This window comes from Fangia hongkongensis FSC776 = DSM 21703, from assembly GCF_000379445.1.
Classification (GTDB): Bacteria; Pseudomonadota; Gammaproteobacteria; order Francisellales; family Francisellaceae; genus Fangia; species Fangia hongkongensis.
Genome location: NZ_KB902257.1, coordinates 1 through 23,266, shown reverse-complemented (window position 1 = coordinate 23,266; position 23,266 = coordinate 1). Strand labels below are relative to the sequence as shown.

Here is a 23,266-nt window from a genome sequence, read left to right as displayed (position 1 = left end):
AAATAATGATCGTAAATTTTCAGCCACTTTCCCCATAACCTCAGGCATCGACTGCATCATTCTTGCAAATGTATACCCCCCCAATTCAAACACCACCCCAAATGCAAAGTTCAGCCCAAATCCCGCCATAACATTACCAAATGTTTGATCGTTTATATCAGCATCCCATCTTTGACCGTTAATACCCGCATAAATAATCGGCACAAGTACTGAGTTAACCCCCGCAAGAACAAATGAAGTAAAAACAAGTTTAGCAAACATGCCCCAACCCATTCCATCAGTCAGCGCACCAGCTATTCCACCAATAATAAAATCTAAACCCAACACAACCCACGAGCTTATCCCTCGATAATTCCGCGCTTGTGCCAAATCTTGGAAATAACTTAGGTTCTTATTATTATCTGCTTCAGTTGTATGACCAGTCGGATCAAAGTTATTAATCGGATCATTCGATGCATAATTATAACCATTCACACCGCCACTACCCATCGGTGAGTACGAATCATGCTTTAAAAACACCCTCAATTCAGGATCATACGCGCGATAGCCTTCTCCTAAGAACTGCCAACCTGTCACCTGATCTTGGCTCATCATCCGATAAGCAAGTGTTGTTGACTGCAATGACAATGCCAACTGGCTTTCTTGATCTAAATCAGTCATCGCACCAAATGGCATATAAACATCATCTCCTTTGACCTTGTCATTCCCAACACTCCCTGTCACATTCTGACCATCAGTTAACGCTCGCTGATAACTCCCTTTATAAATACTGCCACCTTTAACATAGTATCTTGAATCTCCATCAGACATACGCTGCTCAGATAAGCCTGATAAATAATAGCTCTGTACGGTGGTAGTTTTATGGTTTTTTGTCACACTCTCAGAAGTTTGCTTATCTGTCGGACCATAGCCATAAGCAACCTCACTCGATTCACTCTTTGTACCACTCTTATTGGTAACATCAAGATGAATCAAATTCTGCTGCCCATCATAATCAAACCCATAAACACGCGTGCCCGATTTTGTCACCTTGGTTAACTTCGATACATTTCCATTGGCATCATATTTAAAGCTGCTGACTCGATTGTTACCATAATCAATTCCTGTCACTTGTGTAGGATCAGTATTATGATACTGATAAGTAATCTGCTCTTGTTTACCTAAAGCGTTAATTTGGGTAATACTCAGCAAGTTATTGTAAAGATTATTATAGTGATAGCTTGCCGTATTAACCTTATCACCCAATATATTCAAAGGACAGTCACCTTGACAACTATAGTTTGCCAACTGATTAAAAGGCGTATAACCATATTGGCTTGTCGAGCTATGCTTTTGTGTTTTGACTGTAAAGTTTGCTTTACGTCCCATGCGATCATATCCATACTGATATGCACGTATCTCCTTGCCATCTTTATAATTCGTAAGCTTGGTTAAACGCCCCAAATTATCATAATCAAACCCCTTGGTAATCTGCCCCTTATAGTCACTCTCCTTTAATGACAAATCTGCATTATACAACCACTCCAAATCAAAATCTGATGCCCCTGTGTAGCTGAACTTGCTAGGCAGCCCTAAATGATTGCTCTTATAATCAACCTGATAGATTGCACTATTATCATTCCCAAGATAACTTGATGAAACAATGGTATTCTCAGCATTATAGCCTCTTTGCAATGATCTTTGCTCACTACCGTGATGACTTGTCACCTCTAATAGCTTAAGCGTCACTGGATCATAACTGTAATCAAGCTCTGATAGCACCTTCCCTGCTGCATCTTTCTTAGTCAAACGCTTAAGCTGACCATTACTATCATAGCTAAAGTGAATACTAAATTGATTTGCCTTTGACGTATAAACAATAGAGCTTGGCTTTGACTTCCACACAGAGTCATACGTGATACACTCTTCATCCCCTACCGCATCTACTTTTAATATCGGTAAACCTGTCTGCTCGTTGTAATATACCTTCACACCATTCGCTTGATTAATCCCGCTCATAAAACCAATCAAATAACCTAATGCTGTATACGTTGCTCTACCTACCACGACAGCTGTTTTCTTGGCATCAACAGAATAAGCACCTGCTGCAAGTGAAACTTTTGACACATGACCATATTGATCATGATCATAATAGAGCGTTTTTATTGCCTTTGGTGTATGATTATCCTCTGTGTATAAGGTAGATGCATTCAATTGAGTGGGCTTCACCTTATCATACACATTCTTAAGCACCGTCCCTTTAACAACATTATCTATTTCTATTGGTTTTTTCAAAGCATTCAATTTTGCTATCACAAAGCTTCCAGCCGCACAACTTCCTGTCAAACAGCTCTGTTGAATACTATTCAGAAACCGGTTTAATGCCGGCACATCATACATATTACCTTGTTGTAAACTTGAATCCTTTAATGTAATTAATGTTTGCTTTTGTGATTGATCATACAGTGAAACGCTCTTGCCTTTGCTGTCAATATAACTAAAGTTTGGATCCATAATCACACTATAGCGATACTGCTCATCATACTGCCAAATGGAATGTCCATCGTTATATTGATCTGGAATCTGTTTATAATTCTCTGCGCTAACAGAAATAGCTGAAACTTTACAGCTACTTGGTGTAGAACCACCATCTGTTACAATACGACATAGTGAATCTGTATTTGTGATAACTTGACCTGTGGGCTCAAGATGATAGCTGATCTTTCGATGATTGTACTTGTCATTAATGGATATCACCGCAGAGCCATCAAAGCGCTTCTCACCTATCACTTCATTTAGCTTATTGTACAAATAGCTCGTTTGATGCGGAATTTTTGTGCCTTCTTCATCATAATAATACGCAACATGCGAAGATAACTTACCATAATTGTTATAATCATTCTCCTGAGTAACATACCATCCTTTGCGATCGCGCCTCTGCCTTTGTGATTTAATGAGTTTCCCTTCTTGGTTATAAAAGTTCTCGATCTGATAACCTGCCTTACCCGTTGTTGGCGTGATGATCGTCTTGCTAAGCGTCGTTCCTCCTTCATCTTTAGCACTGTCTATGCCATAGCTGAATTTATAAGTTTGCTGATATTGTGCATTCCCAGCGGGCAAATAATCAATTTCGGTCACTCTGCCAAGTGCATCATAGCTAGCATAATTAACAATATCACCAGTTAATGGATTCTCTGTCTTCACTAACGCACCATACTGATTGAAATACTTCTTCACACCTTGATGCTCTGTTGGCGCTTGACCATTGGCATCATTAATCAAGGCCTTTTGGTTTGTGCTAATAACATAACCGCTACCTGAAGGAGCAATCGAAAGCGTGCTTTGCAAATATGGCTTACCATTTTGCAGATACTGTTTCGATGAGTTTATCCGCCCATAAGTTAAATCAGTTTTATCAGTATCAGTGTTCATCAATAAGGTTGACATCGATGCCTTATTCACCAAAATCGATGTATTACCTGTATAATAAGGGGCATTAACATGGTATTCCTTATGATCAATGGAAACATCATTCTCTAACCAGTTAAACTTCGTCTCCATATTGCGAACCGATTCAATGCGATCACCTGTTTGTGCATACAAAGCAGTTGTCTCAGATTGAATCATTGGCGCATAGTAATTCTTATCATCCGGAACAGGCGCATATTTAAAGCTAACTTGATTCCCTAAAGCATCAGTTGCGCTTTTAAGATGTCCTTCAAGATAACCTGCATCTTTACTATCTGCTGTCGTATAATACTGATAATAGGAGTCATACTCCTTATATGGCTGTGTTAAATCATACACATCATATAGATACAAGTGCTTAGAAATGGGACTACTGTAATGATCACTCAAGCCTTTAAACGTCTTATCACTTGAGCTTGTGTCATAAGAAGAAAAACTTTGACCAACAATCTGATGGTTGTATTTTGAGGTCTGCTCTACAGGAAGATGTAAATAATTATAACCATACGTTGTACTTAAATCGCCCTGTGACACCGTCGTTGAATAACCATAGCCATCGTCCTCATTTAAGCTGCATTCCATTAACCAGTCTTGGGCTGCATTAACACTTTCAAACAAAGACTTACTACAGTTGGCACCATTGCCTGCAAAATTATAATCTTCTTTAGATAAAGAATAATGAATCACTTCATCGGGAGTATGGCTATTGTTAAAGTGTTTTGTTAATGTAGAGACATAGGTGCCATTATAGTTCACAGGGGTTGTCAAATCGTTAATAATATAATTAACCGACTTCATCGGGGTATAATCAATCTTATAATATGCACCACTTGGGAACTTAATCTGCTTAATTACAGTACTACTACCTTGAGCTGAATACTCCAAAGAAACTGTCTGATTTAATGGATTGGTCAAGGATATATTATTGCCAGCCTCCTCAATCATAAAAGAGCGCTTTGTCCCTGTTAGATCAAGATATTGAATCATCACAAATCCAGGGGATTGCCTTATCGTTGCGATAACTGTCCCTACGTCATTGAGTACTTTGGTCGTCCCTTGATCATAGTCATACTGAAAACTAATATGTTTGCCTTTGGCATCAACAATCTCAACACAGCGATATTCAGATGAACCATCAGTTTGACGTTTAAAAATATACATCACACCATCTTTATCCGTATAGGTGACTGTATCATCATTCACAAAACTTAACTTGAATGCATGTTGTTTATCGTAATAAAAATGAAGTTTGGTACTGCTATCACCTAGTCCCTTATACTTTTCTGAACTAGTCGTTGCAACAAAGCTCTTTTGATTACCATTGAGATATAACTTAAAGTACTTCTTATGTGACTGCATCCCCAGTAAGCGAATACTCGGAATATTTAAATATAGATTCTCATTCGCTAACAGCTTGTTCCCAATACCTGTAGATTGGTTAGTAATACTCAATGCAAAATGCAAAGAAGACAAAGGAGCACTATGAATATCAACTACTTTCTCACTAAAGCTTAACGATAAGGTTGCAGGATCAACCGATGCACTTACAGGAAGCTTCGAGCTTGCTGCCTCAGATTGAAAACTATTCCCGCCATTGGCTGCACGAATCATCGCATTTAACTCTTTTAGATTCAATGCATGCAAACGCCCAACATTCGAAGCGCGTAAAATAGCGCCATGCTTAACAGACTTTATAACATGATTTGATTGAATAACCTGACCCGATGCATAGATAGGCTGAATAATCAACAAACTACATATGCCGCCCAATAAACTCGCTATACAAGATCTCTTAAACATAGCATTCATAAACTCTATCCCCCATTTAATATAATTATGCTTATGCCTGTCTTAGTAGACGTTGCCTGACAATGCACTAATTTTGAAGAAACTTGTGTTTTGGTGTTAATAACAGCACAATCTACCTTATTGTCATCTACTGATATTTTAAGCTTCATTGGGACATTAACATTGCTCCCCTCACTCGTAACCACATCAAATGTATTTTGCGTGTTTTCAAAGTTCTTTATACTAAAGTCAAAGTGTAAAACTGCATGTGTACTGTCCCCTGATGGAACAGATGAGTCAATCCCATCATGTGTTAATAAACCAGATTTCAAAGTGCCAAGAAAGATTTTTTTGCGATCAATTGCGTTAACAATATAGTCTTCCGAAGCCTTTGCTTTTGCACTTAAAACACTATCATTTGACCAAAATATCCCTGTTGCTGAAACACTATCAGGCATTGACTCTACAGAGGTGATATAATAGTTTGATGCGGCGTCTTTAACTGAAGATATCTCTGTTCCCTTTGCTGTTCTGGCAATATTTGCAAAGTCCATCCCTTGAGTTAAAGTTGGCGTAAAATTTCCTTGAACTGCTGGAATTAAATAACCTGTATTTCCAATCATATCAGCTGCACCAACATAGTCACCGTTATCTCTCAAACCATTTAATAAATTATCTGACACACTGTTGAGTGTATTTACTTTTTGCCAACTTTGCCCATTGTCATAGGAGATAAATAATTTCCCATTCCCCGTCCCTGCATAGATATATTTCTGAGTTGATATGTAATTATGTATCGAAAAGCTAGCAAAATCACCACTCAACCCTGACCCTGTGTTGTCAGTTCCACTTATTTTTTGCCAATTCTTCCCACCATCTTTTGAGCGATAAATTGCACTTACTTGGTTATTGTCAAACCCTCCCGCAATTAAAGTCCCATCTGGTGCAATAATAGACGAACTCATTCCGATGTCACCTGCAATCTCCAGCTTACTCCAGCTATGTCCACCATCGTTAGAGAAATAGCCATTATTTAGATAGTTAGAAACCAGCATTTCATTTTTATATACGTAAATTTTTGGCTGTTCAAATAAAGACAAAAAATCACTCTTTATTAAGTGCCATTGGTGCGTGTCGACATTAACTTGATACAATGCATAAGTATTTTGTAATGAATGCACTAATGCATATATATGCTTATTTGCTTGAACAACTGATACAACTTGACTGGTTGCAATTCCATCATTTTTAGGCGTGTAATTTTTCCAGTTTTCACCATAGTCACTAGATACCATTAGCCCCTTTTCTGTTGCAGCAAGAATAACACCCTTAGTTGAAGCAGGTGAATACAGTGCATAAATGTGATTGGAGCTTATTCCATTTTGAGTTGTAATTCGTGGCCACTTGGATGGTGTTGTCGCATCAAAAAGCTTATCATCTTTAGTAAACTCTAATCCATTAGGTTTTAATAGTGCATTAAAATTAATGTTCGTTAAATCATAGCTGCTATAATTATCAAGTTGAAAAACTGGATAGGTTCCACCTGCATTTTCATCGCTAATAGTTAAGTGTACATTTGTTAACTTTTCAATATTACTCGATAAATATAACTTATTATTTTTCGCATCTGTCACCGCACATTTAGCATCCTTACTTGGTGTGCAGAGTTTATCTTTATCATAGTAATATGCCAGAGTTTGCACAGGATCATCCTTTTTATCCTTATCTTTACTCGAAGGAATAAAGCTATAAGTATATTGAAACTCTAATGAAGCTAAGCCTTTAGTATCCTGCCCTGGAACCCTCAAACCATCATCACCATACTTAATATAGGGGTAATATTTCCATTTTCCATATGCAGGGTTTTGCGTATCACTTAAACAGCCAAAATACATATTCTCCCAGCCACTGTTTTCATTTTTACTCCCCATAGAAGCGTCGCCAGTAGGTGGCTGACAGTAGAACCTAGGAAGCACACCAGCATTATCATATCCATCACCATTAGTATCAATAACCCTTCCTTGAGCTTCTATTGTAAAATATGAGTATGACTTATCTTTATTTTTTGCTCTAAAATGCAAATAAAATCTTGGCAATAAAACGCTAGAAATTAAATAATAACCCGCCTCACTAGCTGTATCATACGCAGCTCCTGCTTGAATTTGAGCAGTTGCAATGAATTTAAAAGTTAAAGTTGCACCGAAGTCACTTGAGAAAGAATAAGGCAGATGCAAAGGATCTCCCTGTGGGTCAAGGGCATAAATAGCAGGCTCTCCCGCTTGACCAAAGGAGTACGCTTTATCTGTCAAAACCGATGGGCTTGTCTCGCTCTCTCCTGCAGTAATACTCACAAGCTCAATATCAGGCGCTGTTGTGACTGAGTTATGAATAGTCACTTCTGATGTTGATACGTCAACTTGTTTAGAGATATAGCATTTCCTATCTTTTGACGCCATAATAAAAGCATTTGCACTTCCATTTTTGCCAACACCATCAACTTTAATAAAATCATCACAGCTTGTGTAATGGGCGTACGCGGGCATTACACTTACAGCGGCAAGAAAAATTGCATACTTAATCATTATTTTAAGCTCCTAACTTAACTGAAATTCTATTTTTAAACTCTATCACAAACTAATCACTAAGATTGTAGGCAAAAGCACCAAGTAGTATGACTAAATACCATAGATAATGAGCTTTAAAATTATGCTCACTGTACCCGCTCATCCAAAAATATAAAATCGTAATACTTACCCTGTCTCACATGATTACTCTTGATCCCTTTTTGCTTTGTTTTCCAAGGATTTTTTCCTGGCCTCCTTTGCCTGAAGTTTATTAAACACCGTATTCATTCGCTCTTTCTCAAGGTCATTTTTACCAATAGCTTGTTTTACGGAGTTTTGATTGATAGATCGTTTATGTTTCGAGTTTATTTTATCAACTTTACTTCTTTGATCACGGACTACACTACCTTCTGATTTGGGATTTGTTACAGAAACAGTGGCTTCATGATTATTATTATTTGTTGGAATATGATGTGCTTCATTATTATATATTTGTTCTGATGAGCCTGATTCTGAGAATGAGAGTGTGTTTTTTTTGACAACAGTAGACTCTTCAGTACTCTGTCTCACAGCCTCCTGAATGGATATTTTTTTTCTGTTGACATGATTAACATCATACTCATGTAAGACTGGAGTAGTCTCGCGCTCTAGGGCTCTGACTGGATTTTTAATTTTTACAAATTTCGCGATCCTATTCCCCAAAAATCCGATAACACCCGTTATCAAAATCTGCATTCCAATATCCATTGCAATGCCAACAAGCGTATCTTCGCGGAAGAAAGTATCGATGAAGTTCTGATGAGTATAGGCAACCTGAATCGCTACAGTAACCACAGCCGAAACAACTGCCCCAACCACAGCCCAGAAAGCAATCCATCCCCAACTTACACCAGCAGGAAATAAAAGCCCCACAAAAATCCCTGCAGCCAAACCCAAAATCGCACCTGTTGTCATCGCTCGGCTATAATCTAATGCTGCATGCTGCTCAGCCGCCACCTTACCATTGGAGCCGCCTCCACCTCTAGCCTCATGCCCTGTTGGATCAAAGGCATTAACAGGGTTGTTATCTGCATAAGCATACCCATTGATGCCTCCTCTTCCAAAAGGTGAGTAGGAGTCATGCTTTAGAAAGATTCCCAACGCTGGGTCATAATCTCGATAACCATTGCCTAAGCCCTGCCAATGGGTCAATGTATCAGTGTTCATCATCCGATAGGCAAGGTTGCTCTTTTGTACACTTAAAGCCAACTTCTCTTCTTTGGCAAATAAATCACTCTTCACCCCAAATGGATCATAGACATAATTCCCTTCAATGGTGTTATCTTCATTAATACTCCCTGTTAAATGATAACCATCTGTCAAATCCTGCTGATATTTACCTTGGTATAAGCTGCCATTGGCCACATAATGACGTATCTCATTATTGACACTTTGCTCTTTAAGACTACCACCAAAGTAGTACTGATCTAACCGCTCATCTTTGCCATTGTTATCATAGTGACGCTCTTCAATCCGTTGACCATCCTCATCATACTGATAATGAATCTCTTGACTATCAGTTTTGACTGTTGTCATCTCCTGATCAGCATCATACCCAAGCTGGTAATGCTCTGCGCCTTTTTGAGTAACTTTATTCAGCGTCTTAACATTCCCATTTTGATCATAGCTTAAGCTTGTCTTTTGACCATTGCCATAATCGATCTCTGTTACTTGTGTTGGGTCTTGGTTTTTTTGGCTTTCATAATGATAGCTTGTAACTTGCTTATTACTCTCACCTTGAATCATCTGTGTGATATTAGTTAACTTATTAAACAAATCATCATACTGATAAGTGCTTTCACTGATACTCTTTCCTAAGCCATTTTGCGGACACTGAGCCCCAGCACAACGATAGCTCGTTAACTGTCCTAATTGACTATAACCATAGTGCTCTGTCGTTGCCTCATTATTGCTCTCTATCTGACTTGTCTTTTGTGATTGATACCCCAAACGGTCATATTCATAGCCATAATGACGAATCACTTTATTATCTTTATAGTTATCAAGACTCGATAAGCGCCCAAGAGAATCATAACGATAGCTTTGTGCTTTGTTATCATCATAGTTATTTTGCTTTAAGCTCAAATCTGCATTGTATTCAAAGCCTAAGTTAAACTCCTTATTGCCTGTATAACGAATAGCAGTTGGTAGGCCAAGCGTATTGGCTTGATAGCTTTCTTGGTAAACCTCTTGATTCGCTCTTTGATAGCTGCGTGATTTCAAAGTCCCTTGATTGGTGTAACTTAACACCTCTTTACGTTTATCACTCCCTGCATGACTCACCTCTGTACTTAATAAATCGAGTGTCACAGGATCATAGGTGTAATGGGTCTCACTCACTAGTGTGTTATCAGCAAGTACCTTCTTTGTAGCTTTCAAATCACCATTTGGATCATAGGTGTAACTCAGGGTGAAATCTTTGGCTTTCGATTGATTGTAATAGTCAATTGAGCTGACCTTGCTCTTCCAAATACTATCATCATAATGAAACTTGGCTTCATTACCCAAAGGATCAGTAATGCTAATCGGTAACCCTGTCGTGGTATCATAATGAAAGACAAGCTTATCTGCCTTATCATTCACCATAACTGTTTGATTGAGTAAAAAGCCAAGGGCACTGTAAGTTTTGCCACCCACAAAGGTTTTCTCACTTGCAGGTTTATTTAGATCATATGCTCCTTTGTAGGTATACACCGCATTCACATTATCATACTGATCGTAATGATACTCTAGGGTTTTAACGGCTGATACATCACCATTATCCTTACGAATCGAGAGTGTACTTGCATTTAATTGGTAGGGCTTATCACTGTCATAATAGTCCTTGCTCATCGTGCCATTAACAACATCCTCTTCCTCTAACGGCTGACCTAAGCTATCAAGGGTCGTTTTTACAAAACTTCCAGCTGCACAAGAGCTTGCATCACTTAAGCATGTCTTTCTGATGGCGCCAGCAAAGGCAGTTAATGCATTCACATCATACATCTCACCTGAGGCAAGCTTCTTATTCAGTGCCACAAGCGTGCTTTGCTCGTCGCTTGTGTAGAGATTTTTCTTTGCCCCTGTTTTATCGGTATAGGTAAAATCAGGATCCATAATCAAACTATAACTATAATTATATGGATGCTGCCAAATACGCTTAGCTGTGTATTTATCAATCGTTGGCTGATACACCGCCTCTTCAATATTCACATGCGCTACCTTGCAGCTGCTGGCTGCGCTATTGCCTGCACTATCCACTGTCTGACAAAGTGTACTGTCTGTATTGGTACTTGGCTTATTACCAGTCGGCTCCAGTAAATAACTCAATGTAATATGACGATAACCATTATCTTCAGTATTCCCTGAATCTTGATTGTTAGCAATATCATTATAACTAATGCTGATATTGGCACTGCCATCTGGATTGGTTGTGCCAATTAACGAGCCTTTTTGATCATAAAGATAGCCGGTCACTTCAGGATGACCATTGCCTTCAGGGTCATAATAATAAACTGTACTTTCTGACAGCTGACCTAAGTTATTATAGCTTCTTGTCTCACTGAGATAATAACCACTTCGATCGCTATTCTGCTCCCTAAGCTTTGTTAGCTGACCATTTTGATTATAGTAGCTGATACTGCTGTAACCCTCCGCTCCTGTCGTTGGCGTCACGACTGTTTTAGTTACAATATACCCTGCCTCACCTGCTTGGCTATCTAATGCATAAGCAAACTTGTAGCGTTGGGTATCACTATCATTACCTCCTGGAATGTAACTCAGCTCAGTTAAACGCCCCAATGCATCATAATGATCATAACGAACAATGTCCTTTGTCACAGGATCAATTGTTTCAACTAATGCGCCATATTGATTAAAGATCTTCTTCGTGCCTGTAAGCTCAGTTGGCGCCTGCTTATCATTATGCTCATCTGAGAGCGCCACTTCACTCTCTTGAACCTGATATTGATTATTTGCTTCATCCTTTTCTATCAAGGTCTTTGATTCAACATAAGGATTACTCGAGCCATTGATCGATTCACGGGTTGTAGATGACAGACCATACATCAAATTGTACAAAGGGTCCGTAGGTTTGCTGACAACTGTATTGTCTTTTTCTGCCAAAGCCTTGCCATTCATCGACAATGACATGTTTTGAAAGACGGGTAATTTAGCACTATAGCTTTTACCATTGACTTTTACATCGCGTGATAACCAACTAAGCTTATTATACTTGGTGACTGAGCTAATCTCAGGTGCACCATTCACACCATATAAGCGCACACTACTTTGTCTTTGAATTGGTGCGTGGTAGTGAGCCTCATTACTCTCTGGATAATACTCTACCTGTTGGGTATTGCCCATAGGATCTGTCATCGACTTTAATTGTCCCAAAGAAAAACCCGATTCACTCTCGTCGGCTTGACTATAGTATTGATAATCCGTTTGAAAAATCTTAGGATCCAAAGCAAGATGATAAAAATCATAAACATAGTTATACACTTCAGAAGGCTGATTATATGAAGAAGATAAGCTTGAGAATGTCGCCTTTGTCCGATCACTCCCTGCTATCTCATCTTTAAACGTGGTGGATTGCTCTGAGATCACCTGAGCATTTAATTTAGTCGTTGTGCCTGTCAATAAATGTAAATAGTTATAACTGCGTACAACCTCTAAATCACCATGCTTAACGGTTGTGCTATAGCCATAGTTCTTATTCTCACTTGATATCCCACACTCAATCAGCCAATCTTCCAATTTATTCAGCTTGTCATAGGTGCTATCAAGGCACCACATATGATTGCCTGCAAAGTTATTCCCCTCACTATCAATTGAATAGTGAAAGACCTGATTGGCTGTTTGACTGTTATGAAACACCTTGGTAAGCTCACTCACATAATCACTATCATAGTTGACTTCATGCTCGCGAGAGCTGTTAATATTGCTGCCATCCCATGTTGTATATTGAAGCTTCTTCAGCTTACTGTACTTCACTTGGTACTCAACGGTATTCGGCAAGGTGATATTCGTTAAATCATCATCACTATATTGAAGCGTTACCTGTTGACCTAATGCATCTACTAAAGCTGCTGAAGCGGCACTGTCTATCACCATGAAGTTTTGACTTGTACCCATTAAGTCTGTGTAATCAATCAAGGTTAATCCGGCATAACGCTGAAGATTTGCCATCACCTTACCGTCATTATTGGCAATTTGAATTGAATTGTCTGTTCCATAACTAAAGGTGATCTTATAACCACGATTATCAATGATTGCACGACAGCGATAGGCTGAGCCATCATCCACTTTATCAAAAATATAACGTGTCCCTACACCATCGGTATAGACAATCGTATTGTCATCTGTAAAACTTAAATGATAATGATGTAGCTTCGAGTAATAAAAACTCAAAGAGCGATCAACATTGTTTTGACCAACATCAATCTCAAAGGCATTGCTGCTACCATTTAAGTACAGATCATAATACCACTTATCATCAATCGATTGCTTGAGCTTAATCACTGGTATATTAAAATACAGCCCCAAGGATGAAATTTGATTATAACCCCCATAGCTTTTATTGGTGATGCTTAAAGGAAAACTTAAACCAGATAAGGCATCACTGTGGATATCCACCACTTGCTCATTAAACGACAGGCTTAAGGTCGCAGGATCCACCGACACCGAGGCAGCAAGCTGACCATTAGAGGCCTGTGATTGGAAACTATTACTGCTACTTGCCGTTTGCGCTAACTGAGTTAACCGACTCGCAGTTAACCCCTTAGCATTCGATGACTCATTAGCACTACTATTCACCTTACCACCTGAGCGAATGCTCGAGGCATACAATGGCTGTGTTAAAAATACAAATAAATACACCATTAAACTTAACAGTGTTACAAGATATTTCCCCATTTCTATTTTCCCCATGAAAATTGTATTAGTTGTTAAACTTGCACCCCTCTTTTAAAAATAATATAACCGTTCATGCCCCATTTATAGCTGTAGATCACTTCCTCAGAGTATCAGCTTTTAATTAAAATCAATTGGGGGAAGTTTACGATATTTTCATTAAAATACAGGTAAACCTTACGACCTTACCACCTTATGTAATTATGTTATCATGTATATAGTAATAGACATTTGCACTTAAAACAGTGTCGCGATTTAAACCACCACAAATACAATCAGAGTGAGGATATACCTATGAAGAAAGTACTATCATCTATGTTTTTATTAACATCAATAGCTGCATTTTCACTATCATACTCTAAAGGATATATACAAATTTATAATAACAGTCATGATACATATACCGGTGTAATTGAGTCATCCTATTGTGCAAATAGTCCTAAAAATGGCGAGTTTAAAATCATTCCTGGTAAAAAAACTAAATATAATCGTTATTTAGCAAAATACATTGCTATTAACAATGATGTGAGTCGTCATGGTTTTTTAGGCACAGAGGGATGTGCTTGGCACCATACATCTTTTAATCTTGTGATTAAAAATAAATATGGTGAAGAGAAAGCTCGATATGAGATTTATCAACATTTTCTAACTGATACTATGAAACTTACGGCAGGCAAAACACCACAAGGAGTTGGCTTGAAATATACGGCTGACCCAAATTCAACACCACAGTTTGGGCTCTGTAGAAAAACCTCTATTTGTGTTACAAATCAGTTGGTAGATGCTTCCGTCCTATCGACCTCTAAATTAGCTAGTGAATTAAAATAAGTAAACTGTGATTTTAGTGTCTTGTTTTTTTGTGCTACTGCGATACACAGACAATATCATGCTAGTGTTTTACTTTGTCTTGACTCTGTGTAAAATACTCAACCAAAAATGGCAAAAATTGAGGTTATTTGCCATTATGCCTCCATGATCTTAATTACTTTATCATCTAAACAACTCAACATAAATACAGTCATTTCCTGATGATTATGAGAGTGATAGAAGTTTAGCATTTTTTCATTAAATTCTAATTGTCGTTTAACAGGGACATTAATTACAGGATAACCATGCTGCAATAGATTACCATTCATAATAAAGCGCCCCATTCTCTTATTTACATCATAAAAAAATTGATATCTAGCCATTTCTAAAAATATAAAAATCGACTGTTTAAATATATCTTTAATTGCATTGGCTTCTGTTAGCATTAAATTAAAACAAGCATCTAATTCACTAGCTTTGGGTGGTAAATAATCTGTGCCTGCAATGGTAACGCCTCCTGTTCTAAAGCACCCCCATTCTAATGCTTCATTGCGCCCCGCTATATCATGTAGTGCAATTAAATAGTCTTTTGTTATCTCAAAACGATTAGATTCAACATCTGCAAATATTTTCTTCCAAGCCTTCGATTGATTTAATGTAATCTCTTGATCATGCAATTTATGCCCGCCAACTGTGACACCATCTAGTAAAGTTTGGACTTCAGGCAAAGTAAAGTTAATGCCCTCTAAATTTACCGCATCATATACCAACTCTGCTAAAGAGCGTTTTGCTAACATCAGTGCTATTTGTTTATTTGGTTGAATATGCAAATGTTCCATAAGTTTTACAATCATACGACGTTGTGATACATGCAATATAAGACAATGGTAAGGCTATATCAATTTGTTAGCGCAAATTAGCATTAAAATCTACATTTGTTGTACCGGTGTTTTTAATCCGCCATATGGCTTTTAGCGAAACTCGGTAACAATCAGCAAAGTTTTTCTTTGTACTTCCCTGTCTTTATTGAATAGTAAGAGCGCCTAGATATAGCATGTTTATCGATAATATCTTGAACACTTAAATCTGTTCCTATATCTTCTAGCACAGCTTCTGCTTTATCTATGGTGAGCGTTGATGGTCTACCAAACTTTACACCATTTCTCTTGGCTTGTTTAATTCCATCCATTTGCCTTTCTTTCCGTAATGACTGCTCAAACTCCGCAAATGAAGTTAGCATATGAAACATTAATTTCCCTTGAGGTGTTTTTGTATCAATGCTCTGATCAATGACAACAAAGTTAACTTTTTTTTCTTCCAGCAACTCAACTATTTGACCAAGATGCAAGGCAGAACGAGCAACCCTATCCAACCTTGTTACAACTAAAGTATCATGCTCCCTGATGCAGTCTAAACACTTTAATAATTCAGGTCTATTTTGATCTAGCCCAGACAACTTTTCTTTGTATATTTTGTCACAACCATAAGCATTCAGTTTAGATAGCTGTACATCTAAATTTTGCCCTGCTGAGGATACTCTAGCATATCCTATCAACTGGCTTTTTTTACTTGTTGTCATGCCAAATCTTCCGGTCTTTCATCCTGATAAGATGACTTACTCACAACTACCGCTGGCCGTCTTTTAGAAGCTCTCAGATTAGTAAAGGGAAATGGCACCAATATGATATCACCAACCTTATAGATTGTTATAGATTTCATCTTCATCATTATCCCATACACCTTTAAAACTTAATTCAGACATTGCAGAGAAGTCTTTACGTAACTTTTGATTAGTATCTTTCTGTTGAAGAAAATCTATAAAGTTTTCAACTTCTGAAAAGTATTTTGCTGGTAAGTGATTCAATTTTTGATTAATTAAATCAATTTGCTTTGGTTGCATAACAAATCCCTTAAAGTTTTGATACAAAGAATTATGGACTACATTCTGAGAAACGTCAAATAAAGCTTTAAAATAGTTACGCAAGGTATACTTTAGACCTCCCATGAATAACAACTTGACAAGATATTCTGCTTATAAAATAGATGCAGCACAAAAAATAGCCCCATTTCAAAGGGGGTAAATCTTACGCTATTAACAAACCATAAAACAGGTAACATAGTATACAAAGAGGGAGTAAAAAGCAGTAAACCTAAATAACAAAGGGCTATTATTATGTTATATAAAATACTCAGAAGTATCACCTCTGCATTTAAAGAAGTTGGTAAAGCAAGCGATATATATGCTTATTATCACTACACCCTTCCACTTGAAGAAGCTAAGAAGGCGAATGATATTCACACAAATAACCAAATATCCAGCAAAGGCTCTTTATGATTAATCAATATACACAACATACATTGAGCCAAATTATTCAAACAAGATATGGCAAAACAATATTTGATTTCTTGGGTGATTGTAGAAAAAACCGGCTCAGTTACAAGGAAGCTGCTCTGTTAATTGGCTATACAGAATCTACCATACGCAAATACTGCCGAAAGTATCAAATCACGCTCAATAAACTCCCTACTAATATTAATACCTCTGATAGTTTATATCACAACCTCCTTTCGTCTTTACAAGATTGCAGGTTTACTGCTCAAAATGCACTATATAAAAAGTGGCTGCACACTTAGGGGCGCTATTTCCCATCCACCACTTTATGCTCATAATGCGCATTAGTAACTTGTTGGTAATCAGCTTTAAAGTGAAGTTCATCCTCTTTAATACGCTGCTCATGCCTGATTTCAGCTACTTGATTCTCGGTCAATTGAGGACTTTTATGCTTTACTTTCCAGCTCATAAAGCCAGTCAAAAAGACAAGAAATATAATAACTATCACCGCAAATGTTGCCGTTCTACCACCTCTTTTCATTATCAGAGCTTCTCATTTACACTTAAACACTAGCTTTATTTATACCTTCTTAAGTCTTTCAGGCATAGCGTATAAGTTACCCATTTACAAAGGTTTTAAAACACCCTCAGACATATATGGAAATGTATGAAATGATTTTTGCACCTTCATAATATGATAGGCGTTTAACAGCTGGCATAATTCAAACTTACTGCTAACATTAAGACTCTCTCGAATTTCATCAATGTTTTTCTCAACAGTTCTTCTGGATTTGCAAAAAAGTGATGCCATATAATCAAGCGGCATATTTAAAGCCAATGGTAAAAGATAACTGGCTTTCGTTTTTGTCAAATGGCGCGCCTCAACAAAATCCGCAAATGAATCAAAGATATAATTATCATTTTGGTAGACATATTGATCATAGAAACTCTTTGGCAATTTAAAGTTAGTATCACATTCAATCTCAAGGTGATAAAATGAAATAGCAACATTATGCAGCATGGCATAAATGTCTAAATAGTCTTTTTTTGTAATTTCATCAGCAAATACAAACATAAATGTATCTTTAAACTGACCAAAACGGTAGCTCGTTACAATGCATGATTTTCCCCCAATATCTGACAGGAAGCGTTTATAGGGGGTATGAAGGTCATCTGGCAGATAGTCTGTCCTATTATAAATAGGCAAACTATAATCAACATTCACTGCAACATCATGACGCCAAAAGCCATATTTGACATATTTATAGCTTCTAAAGGGTCTTGGTGAAACAATGCTAAAATCACCATTTCGGTAGAACCTAACAAAAGTGAAATTACGAATTTCATGTGGCAAAATGCTTAAAGTATTATTCGTGCAAGCAGATAAATCTATTGGGTTTTTTAGATAAGAGGAAAAACCTTCATCCGCTATTTTTTCTTGGTTTAATTCAAGTGATGAAGCTAGCTCTTTCATTCTTAACTTTGTCATTTTCGCTCCTTAATTCACTTTCAATGAAACTTCATTTGCACGGTGCTTATTGTTAAGTATATATTTGATCAAAATTATATCACACTTTAATGTTTTTTAAATACTTTACTGACTACGCACACCACTTCTCCACTAGGGAAAATATAGAAAAAACCTTCACACTAAAACGGTTGACGGCGCTCTTTGTTTCACAAAGCATATAACACGCATAATACACCCAAGCGCACATAGCGTACTGACTAACAGCATAAGTATGCCACTATATAAATGACCATCTAGCTTACCAATGGGGTAAACTGCATCAAAGTTAAAGGTTGAAATCACCTTACCAAAAGCTATTTGCCCTAAAAAACCACCCAGAACAATCACAGTATTGTTCAAGGAAACTGCAACACCATAATTATCTTTGTCAACCATATGAGCAATCATCGAAAATGAAAGCACAATGCCAGAAGCGCTGACACCACAAAAGACAGTGGCAAGTAAAACTACATTTTCGCTTAATAACACAGGGAGTGTAAGCACACCGTAACCAAGCACCCCTAAAAATGCCAGTGTAATCATCGTTACCCTAATTGCTTGCAGCTCTTTTACACAAAAACCAACAATCAGTGCACCAGCTAAATAACTTAACCAATACAGCTCAACAATCGATAGTGCATTACTCCTGCTGTAATGATACATCACTTGGTAATACTGTTTTGCCCACAAACCAGCAAAGGTCATAATAACCTGCCAAGTAAAAAATGAGTATAGCAATAACCAACGTAAATTCGGGTTTCTAAAAAGGGTAGACAACTGCTGAAAAAGAGAGGAGATGACTACCACACTTGTCTTTTTAGTTGGCGCTATAAATTTCGAGCAAATAAATGCATAGCAAGTTAGAAAAAGTAGTAGCACTATCAGCAAGATATTCGCTATATCCCAGCCATAGCTTACAAGTATATTTGAGTACATATTATCTGATAAGTAACTGCCAAAACTTGCACTTGCCTCGATAATGCTAACAAGTAATGGTAAATAACGATTGTTAAAATATTGCGCTGCAATGAATATAGCTCCTACATAGGCAGTAGAGCACCCTATACCAATAATAAAACGACTTATTGCTAATATAATACCATTATCCGCCTGCCAGTATAAAACACAGCCTACACAGGTTAGTATTAAAGAAATTGGCAAAATATACTTCACGCCAACGGCATCAAAAGCAAAGCCGTTTGGAATTTGTAATAATGCATAGGATAAAAAAAATAGTGAGCTTAAATCAGTCACTAAATAGATACTTTCCGATAACTTCCCTGCCACAAAGTTTGATGTTGTGATTGGAGAGGTTTGCAAAAAGGCTGTTAATAGCACAAACACAGTTGCAATGATAAAAATTTGAAATTGAATGGAACGCATATTTACTCTATCTTAGAACTTATTGTCTGACCATAGTTATTTAATATAAAAAATCACCATCGCTTTGATAATATATTTGTCAGATTAATCACATCACCGCTTAATCTTTTATACCACTCATGTATTGGTTTTTCGATTTGCGTAGATTGCGCTTTAGCCCGATTGGTAGGAATGTATATATTAAACCTTCGACTGTATTTTTTAATTGTTCCAATGGCAAACCCTGTTGCTTCTGATAGTGTCTCTATTGTGTGACCTTCAGTGACAAACTCTTGAAACACCTCCTGTGCTGATTTGCCATATTTTCTCTCCCAAATAGCAACCAAGCTTAGATTATTATGCTGATTCGCATTTCTCTGTTTTTTCCCCATTTCTCTTCCCTATTTTATAATCTATAGTCCCCATCATCTCACTGTACTTAACACACCATGAGATTACACTTTATAAGTTGGATAAAACTGTATCGCAGATGCGCCAGCAACTGAATTATTATAACGATTCACAGAGCCGATCACTCTTAACCTGTAGTAATGATACTTAGTATGTGTTGGATCATTCACTAAAAACTCTCTTGGTGTCGCTCTATTATCATAATCAACACTGTCACCATCATAATGCAAAGTCACTCCATAACGGTTAAATACCGACTGATTGCTTATTGGCAGCTGATGCCAGTTTGCTAGCTCTTTGCCTGTTTTAACGGTTTCACCACAAAAATAATTACATCCCTCAAGTGTGAAATTTGCCATTGCATCGTATCCGTCTTGATATGTATTATCTTTATAGGTTGTTTGATCCAGTATCGGCGTAACCGCAATTTTCCACAAAGCTTGAGCATCTGGCAATTTCACACCAAGGACTTCTCCAATAATTTTAGAGCCTGTGCACCCTGAATCCCCATTACATTGGTCATTCCCTTGAAAAGATGTATTTGATTTGTCATCAAATGCATAATATGGCGGATGCGAGCTTTGACTCTGATTCGTGTAGAGCGCATAGTTTTGCTCAGAGTTGCTACCAAGTTTTGGAATCAACCCTGCCAGTGAATTCATATAGCTAGTAAGCTTAGGCTTACTGACAATCACCACCCGCTTCACATCCGTGCTTGGCAATCCAGTAGTCACATTACTCCAGTACGAGCCTTCTGAGCGTGAAATAGAAAGCCCTGAAGGTGTTGCAGCAACAACAACTTTCCCATCTGCTGTTGTCGCTACATCATTTATTGTATTACTAATGAGCTTGGCATTACTCTTTGTTTTATCACTAAAGCTATTTCCCGATGAAGATATGCTTACCCCTGAATTCGTTGCGACATATATATTTCCTCCATTAGGGCTCACAAAAACTCGATTAACAATTTTATTATTAAAATAGCTAACACCTAGCATATTGTATTTCCTATTTCCCCAAATCACAGCCTCTAGCCCCGTTGTGTTAGTTGATGTATGGACATAGTCAACACCTGCAAAAAATTGCCCCTCTGCATTTGTGACATTCATAATTTGAGTCCATTTTTGACTATCGCTTAGCGTGGTTGTACTATCATCTGTTACATAAACGCCTTTTGTTGAGGCGACAACAAATACAGGGCCATTAGCAGAATCAGTCACATTAATGCTTGCAATATTACCTAATGAAGTAGCAATATTCCTTGTACCATAGCCAGCATCATCGGTTTGAATAATATGCCCTGTGCTGGTTCCAGCAAATACTGAACCATAATAACCGGAAACTGTGTTAAATGTATAAGATGAATACTTTGGACCCTGCCAATTTTTACCAAAATCATAGGAAAAATAAAGACCTGTGCTTGTTGCAGCATATAACACACCTTGGTAGAGCAAGATATTATTCACTGTTTTCCCAGATAACAAAGTTGTCCAACTATAACCGCCATCATACGAGGCTGCAAGCCCCTTGGTTGTTCCAATATAGATAGTATAATCAGCGCTTATTTCAGAATGCTGCAATGACGCAATATCAGTTTTGTTTGTCGTTACCTGAGTCACTAACTTTGAGTTTCCTGTTAAGTTTTTCACTTCATTTATTGAGCTGGTATTAGCTGTTACTGATTTCACTAAACCAGAGTCTTTATCTCCCACCGTAGTAGATAAACTGTTAACACTCTTAACTAACCCACTATNTGCACCTCCCACTGTGCTCTTTAAATCATTAACATCTTTAACTAAACCACTACTGCCATTACCTATCTGACCACTTAAGCTACTAATAGAACTGGTATTATCTGTCACTGATTTTACCAAGCCTGAATCTTTATTCCCTACTGTAGTTGTTAAACTTGTGACATCTTTGACTAAGCCTGAGTCTTTATCTCCCACTGTCCCTTGAAGCTTACTAATTGACCCCTTATTTGCACTAATCCCTTCAGCATTACTCTTAATATCAGCAAATATACCTGTGCCCTTACTCTTATCACCTACTGTACTTGCTAATGCACTAATTGAACCTTTATTAGTCGCCACCGATTTCACTAAACCTGAATTTGCATTTCCGACAATGTTACTTAAATAGCCTACGCTGTTAGCTATATTTTTAATTTGAAGCGCTTTTGCACTATTATTAATAAAACTTGCAAACTCTTTATGGTTATTAATTAACGCCCATGTCTTACCTTGGTCTCGAGATATTTTTAGCCCATCTGCACCACAACCAAGCAACAACACTCCAGCGTTATAAGAAACTCTCCAGCCAGAGACTCCTTCTACTTTTGTCCATACATTGCCTCCATTTTCAGTCTTATATAAAGAATGACCTTGTATTGCATACATAAGCTTTGAATTAACGATAGCAAGCTGAGAAATTTTTTGACCAGCAAACTGCTTTGCCACCCAAGTTTTTCCATCATCAAAAGAAATGGATAGTCCTTTATCCGTTGATGCATAAATGTTTTGCCCATAACCTGCAATATAATTAACATTATTTGACGCCAAGCCATCGCTCTCTGTAATGCGTATCCATTGAGCACTATCTTCATTATATATAAACAACCCTTTGTTCGTCCCCACATATATAGCATTAGAACCACTATACAGCGCATAAGCAGAATATTTGCCAATATCCGTTAAACCAAAGTTTTCTTTACTCCAACTTTCCCCAGAATCAGATGATATATACAACCCACTATTTGCTGCTAAATATATTACCCCATCATTAACAACAATTTGATCATATACATCATTACTCGTATACTTGGGTGATATATTACTCCATGATTCCCCATCATTTTTTGAAACACTTAAACTATTGTAACTAGCAACATATATTGAACTTCCAGATGCAAAAATGCCTACTACTGGTTGGCTATTGAAAACTTTCCTCCAGCTTTTACCAAAATTTTTAGATTCATACACCCCGTCAAAAGCTGCATATATGGTCACTCCTTGAAGCGTACTAATTGACCCCTTATTTGCACTAATCCCTTCAGCATTACTCTTAATATCAGCAAATATACCTGTGCCTTTGGTCTTATCACCTACCGTGCTT

Annotated in this window: 12 protein-coding genes; 2 read left to right on the top strand and 10 right to left on the bottom strand. The window is 37.5% G+C overall.

The annotated features are described in order from the left end of the window. From A37Q_RS14975 to A37Q_RS0107950, 3 genes are all read right to left on the bottom strand, one after another. Positions 1-5,256 (bottom strand): RHS repeat domain-containing protein (locus A37Q_RS14975; protein WP_018299751.1); only part of this gene is annotated, 5,256 nt, incomplete at its 3' end. A 5-nt stretch (positions 5,257-5,261) separates the two neighbouring features. Continuing rightward, a complete protein-coding gene (locus tag A37Q_RS0107955; RefSeq protein WP_018299750.1) occupies positions 5,262-7,817 on the bottom strand; it encodes a WD40/YVTN/BNR-like repeat-containing protein in 2,556 nt (851 codons plus the stop codon). Positions 7,818-8,003: 186 nt separating this feature from the next. Next, complete coding sequence (locus tag A37Q_RS0107950) at positions 8,004-13,733, bottom strand: RHS repeat domain-containing protein (RefSeq protein WP_018299749.1); 5,730 nt, start codon at positions 13,731-13,733, stop codon at positions 8,004-8,006. A 291-nt stretch (positions 13,734-14,024) separates the two neighbouring features. On the opposite strand from A37Q_RS0107950, the gene A37Q_RS0107945 reads away from it, so the two are divergent. After that, the gene (locus A37Q_RS0107945) at positions 14,025-14,558 is read left to right on the top strand and encodes a hypothetical protein (protein WP_018299748.1); all 534 of its coding nucleotides are present in this window, start codon (positions 14,025-14,027) and stop codon (positions 14,556-14,558) included. Positions 14,559-14,692: 134 nt separating this feature from the next. Here the strand turns inward: A37Q_RS0107945 and A37Q_RS0107940 are convergent, their stop codons facing one another. The 3 genes from A37Q_RS0107940 to A37Q_RS0107925 all read right to left on the bottom strand — a co-directional run bounded on the left by A37Q_RS0107940 (position 14,693) and on the right by A37Q_RS0107925 (position 16,542). Then, positions 14,693-15,376: a Fic family protein gene (locus tag A37Q_RS0107940; RefSeq protein WP_018299747.1), complete on the bottom strand. Its 684-nt coding sequence runs from the start codon at positions 15,374-15,376 to the stop codon at positions 14,693-14,695. A 152-nt stretch (positions 15,377-15,528) separates the two neighbouring features. Then, entirely contained in the window at positions 15,529-16,116 is a 588-nt protein-coding gene (locus A37Q_RS0107935) for a recombinase family protein (protein WP_018299746.1), read from the bottom strand. Between the two features lie 117 nt (positions 16,117-16,233). Next, positions 16,234-16,542, bottom strand: a complete 309-nt coding sequence (locus A37Q_RS0107925; RefSeq protein WP_018299744.1) for a hypothetical protein — start codon at positions 16,540-16,542, stop codon at positions 16,234-16,236. 168 nt (positions 16,543-16,710) lie between these two features. Here A37Q_RS0107925 and A37Q_RS16235 point away from each other — a divergent pair, with 168 nt between their 5' ends. After that, on the top strand, positions 16,711-16,872 hold the full coding sequence (locus tag A37Q_RS16235; protein WP_018299743.1) for a hypothetical protein: 162 nt from the start codon (positions 16,711-16,713) through the stop codon (positions 16,870-16,872). Positions 16,873-17,176: 304 nt separating this feature from the next. Here the strand turns inward: A37Q_RS16235 and A37Q_RS0107910 are convergent, their stop codons facing one another. From A37Q_RS0107910 to A37Q_RS0107895, 4 genes are all read right to left on the bottom strand, one after another. After that, the gene (locus A37Q_RS0107910) at positions 17,177-17,410 is read right to left on the bottom strand and encodes a hypothetical protein (protein ID WP_018299742.1); all 234 of its coding nucleotides are present in this window, start codon (positions 17,408-17,410) and stop codon (positions 17,177-17,179) included. 84 nt (positions 17,411-17,494) lie between these two features. Continuing rightward, on the bottom strand, positions 17,495-18,358 hold the full coding sequence (locus A37Q_RS0107905) for a helix-turn-helix transcriptional regulator (RefSeq protein WP_018299741.1): 864 nt from the start codon (positions 18,356-18,358) through the stop codon (positions 17,495-17,497). 156 nt (positions 18,359-18,514) lie between these two features. Continuing rightward, positions 18,515-19,762 (bottom strand): MFS transporter, encoded by a 1,248-nt coding sequence (locus A37Q_RS0107900; RefSeq protein ID WP_018299740.1) that lies wholly within the window; start codon positions 19,760-19,762, stop codon positions 18,515-18,517. Positions 19,763-19,815: 53 nt separating this feature from the next. After that, on the bottom strand, positions 19,816-20,133 hold the full coding sequence (locus A37Q_RS0107895; protein WP_018299739.1) for a hypothetical protein: 318 nt from the start codon (positions 20,131-20,133) through the stop codon (positions 19,816-19,818). Positions 20,134-23,266: the final 3,133 nt, after the last annotated feature.